The sequence below is a fragment of the Sphingomonas sp. FUKUSWIS1 genome (genome assembly GCF_000733135.1).
GTDB lineage: Bacteria > Pseudomonadota > Alphaproteobacteria > Sphingomonadales > Sphingomonadaceae > Sphingomonas > Sphingomonas aerolata.
Genome location: NZ_JPJC01000249.1, coordinates 37,144 through 40,060 on the forward strand (window position 1 = coordinate 37,144; position 2,917 = coordinate 40,060).

Genomic DNA, 2,917 nt, shown 5'->3' on the forward strand with positions numbered 1-2,917 from the left:
GACCGCGATCGGCGGCCAGGCCGGCACGTCCAGCCGTATCGAGAATTATATGGGCTTTCCCACTGGCATCTCCGGCGCCGATCTCGTGTGGCGCGGCGAGGTGCAGGCGATGAAGTTCGGCACACGCTTCGTCATGCCCCGCCGCATCGAGTCGCTGGACCAGCTCGACAATGGCGCCTTCTGTGCAACCTTCGCCAATGGTCGGCGCGTTCTCGCCGCCTCTGTCGTGGTTGCCACCGGGGTCCAGTACAGACGCCTGCCGATCGCACGCCTCGCCGAGTTCGAGGGCACGGGCATCTATTATGCAGCGACCGAGAATGAGGCGCGCTTCTGCCGCGATACGGAGGTGTTGGTCATCGGCGGCGGCAATTCGGCCGGGCAGGCGGCGATGTTCCTCAGCCGTACGGCGCGCCACGTTCGCCTGCTGGTGCGCGGCGACACCCTGGCCTCGTCCATGTCCAGCTATCTGTCGAGCAGGCTCGAGGCAGACCCCGCGATCACCATCGAATACGGCACCCATGCCGTCGGCCTTCATGGCGGGGACAATCTGGAGGCGGTGACGATCCGCAACGAAGACGGCGACCGCACCGTGGCAAGCTGCGCCGTCTTCGTGATGGTCGGTGCGGCACCCAATACGGGCTGGCTCGCCGAACTGGTCGCTCTCGACGACAAGGGCTTCGTGCTCACCGGCGAAGAGGCTGGCGCGTTATCACCTTTCGCCACGTCCTGTGCGGGCATCTATGCCGTCGGGGACGTGCGCGCCGGATCGGTGAAACGCGTCGCGTCCTCGGTAGGAGAGGGATCGGTCGTGATCTCCAATGTGTGGGAGCATGTGCGCGGCTTGGGTCGTGCCTGAACGAAAGCTGCCTTCGCAGGTCTGACCGACGGTTGGTCATTTGAAAAACGCTCCAAGCTTTTCAACACTGGTCATTCGTGCCTACCCAGATCAAGCGCGGCAGCGCAGGAAACCCCGTGAGAGACGTGCGCAGCGGCAGACGTGCTGCAGTAATCAGAACGCGATCATCACCTTGCCCAGATGCCCTGCCGCGGCGAAATAGCGGACGGCGTCCGGTGCATCGTCGAAGGCGAACGTCCGGTCGACGACGGTTGTCATCCGGTTCGCTACCATCGCGTTGAGCAGATCGACGAACATCGCGCGGCTGCCATTGGCGATGCCGCGGATCGTCACGTTCTTCGTGATGAGCGACAGATAATCGGGGATCGCCGGCCCCTCGCCCGGTGAAACGCCGATGACGATGATCCGCGCATTGATCGCCGCGGCTGCGATCGAGTTCCCCAGCGTATCGACGCCGCCGGTTTCGATCACGATGTCGGCGCCCTTCCCCTCGGTCTGCGCGATCACCTCGGCCGCCCAATCCGGTGACGTCCGGTAATTGACCGTGATGTCCGCGCCGAGGCTGCGCGCCGTCTCGAGTTTCGCGTCCTGCGACGACGTGATCGCCACGCGTGCGCCACGGACTTTGGCGATCTTCAGTGCCGCCAGCGCCACGCTACCGGTGCCGAGGCAGAGCACGGTGTCGCCGGCCTCGACCCGACAGACCTCGACCAGTGCATTCCAGGCGGTCAGGCCGGCGGAGGCGAGGCCTGCGACATCCGCATCGGCCAGCGCGTCGGGCACCCGGATCAGCGCAGCCGCGGGAAGCACGACCCTTTCGGCAAGCCAGCCGTCATGCGTGATGCCGATATCATGCGCAAAGACGTCCGACCGGAACGGGCCGTCCAGCCAGGTCGCGAAATGACCGCAGACGACGCGATCGCCGACCGCGACCTCGGTCACGCCCGCACCGATCGCCACGACCTCGCCGACGCCTTCGGACATCGGAATGCGGGTTTCGGGCTGTCGGGCGCCGTAGGTGCCGCGCAGGAGCTGAACGTCGCGGCTGATCAGGCCAACGAGACGCGGCGCTACCAGCGCTTCGCCGGGACCGGCGACAGGCGCGGGCCGGGTCGTGGCGACTAATCCGCTGATGCCGTTCTGGGCACCGATGTGAAAGGCTTTCATCGAAATCTTCTCCTGATGGGCGCGCACGACGGGCGCCTTATTCGAAGGCACGTTATTCGAAGGCACGGGGACCGGGCTTGAAGGCATGGCGGCGCGCGCCACTTGCGAGCGCCAGGGCAAGAAGGGTCGGCGCCAGTACGGCCCAAGCGAGGGGTCCGGCCCCCGCATGGTCGAGGATCACCCCGCCGACGATCCCGCCCGTCGCGATGGCGCCGTTCCAGACCGTCGTGAGCATCGCATTGGCGAGGTCGACGCCCTCGCCCGCCGCATCGGCGAGCGCGGTCGACAGCTGTGTCGCTGCGCCGCCGAACGACAGTCCCCACAGGATTGTCGCGATGATCGTCATCTCGGGGACCGTCGCGAACAGCGCGAAGGCCAGCGAGACAACTGCGAACATCGTGAGGCTGACCAGCACGAGCGGACGCAGCGCGCGATCGATCAGCACGCCCGTCACCCAGATCCCGACCAGCGCGGCGAGCCCGAATCCGAGCAGCAACAGATCCAGCCTCTCCCCCACGCCGGACAAGGCGGCGACCGGGGCGATGTAGGTGTACAGGATATTGTGACCCGTGATCCACGCGAACAGCGTGACCAGCACGGTGCGAACGCCCGGCGTGCGAAACACGCTCGCGATCGACAGCCGCTGCTCGGCAGGCTGGCCGGCAAAGTCCGGCACGCGCCACAACACCCAGCCGATCAGTATCAAAGTGGTGATCGCCATCAGCCCGAACGCCATGCGCCAGCCCAGCGTCGTGCCCAGCATCGCCCCCAAGGGTACGCCGATCGAGAGTGCCAGCGGTGTACCGACCATCGCGATCGCGAGCGCCTTGCCGCGCAACGGCGGGGCGACCATCCGCCTGGCATAGCCCGCGATGATTCCCCACCCCAACCCCG

3 protein-coding genes are annotated in these 2,917 nt (G+C 66.5%); 1 reads left to right on the top strand and 2 read right to left on the bottom strand.

Features of this window, described 5'->3' with window-relative positions; genetic code table 11:
- Nucleotides 1-49 precede the first annotated feature (49 nt).
- Nucleotides 50-856 (top strand): NAD(P)/FAD-dependent oxidoreductase, encoded by an 807-nt coding sequence (locus sphsw_RS15545; protein ID WP_443024402.1) that lies wholly within the window; start codon nt 50-52, stop codon nt 854-856.
- A 153-nt stretch (nt 857-1,009) separates the two neighbouring features.
- On the opposite strand, the gene sphsw_RS15550 is transcribed toward sphsw_RS15545, so the two are convergent.
- Together sphsw_RS15550 and sphsw_RS15555 are read right to left on the bottom strand one after the other, a co-directional pair.
- Nucleotides 1,010-2,023 (bottom strand): zinc-dependent alcohol dehydrogenase family protein, encoded by a 1,014-nt coding sequence (locus sphsw_RS15550; RefSeq protein ID WP_031441416.1) that lies wholly within the window; start codon nt 2,021-2,023, stop codon nt 1,010-1,012.
- 52 nt (nt 2,024-2,075) lie between these two features.
- Nucleotides 2,076-2,917 (bottom strand): MFS transporter (locus sphsw_RS15555; protein WP_042467505.1); only part of this gene is annotated, 842 nt, incomplete at its 5' end.

Coding starts and splice junctions, on each gene's coding strand:
- sphsw_RS15545 (WP_443024402.1), top strand. CDS start 50: ATGGGCTTTCCCACTGGCATCTCCGGCGCCGATCTCGTGTGGCGCGGC.
- sphsw_RS15550 (WP_031441416.1), bottom strand. CDS start 2,023: ATGAAAGCCTTTCACATCGGTGCCCAGAACGGCATCAGCGGATTAGTC.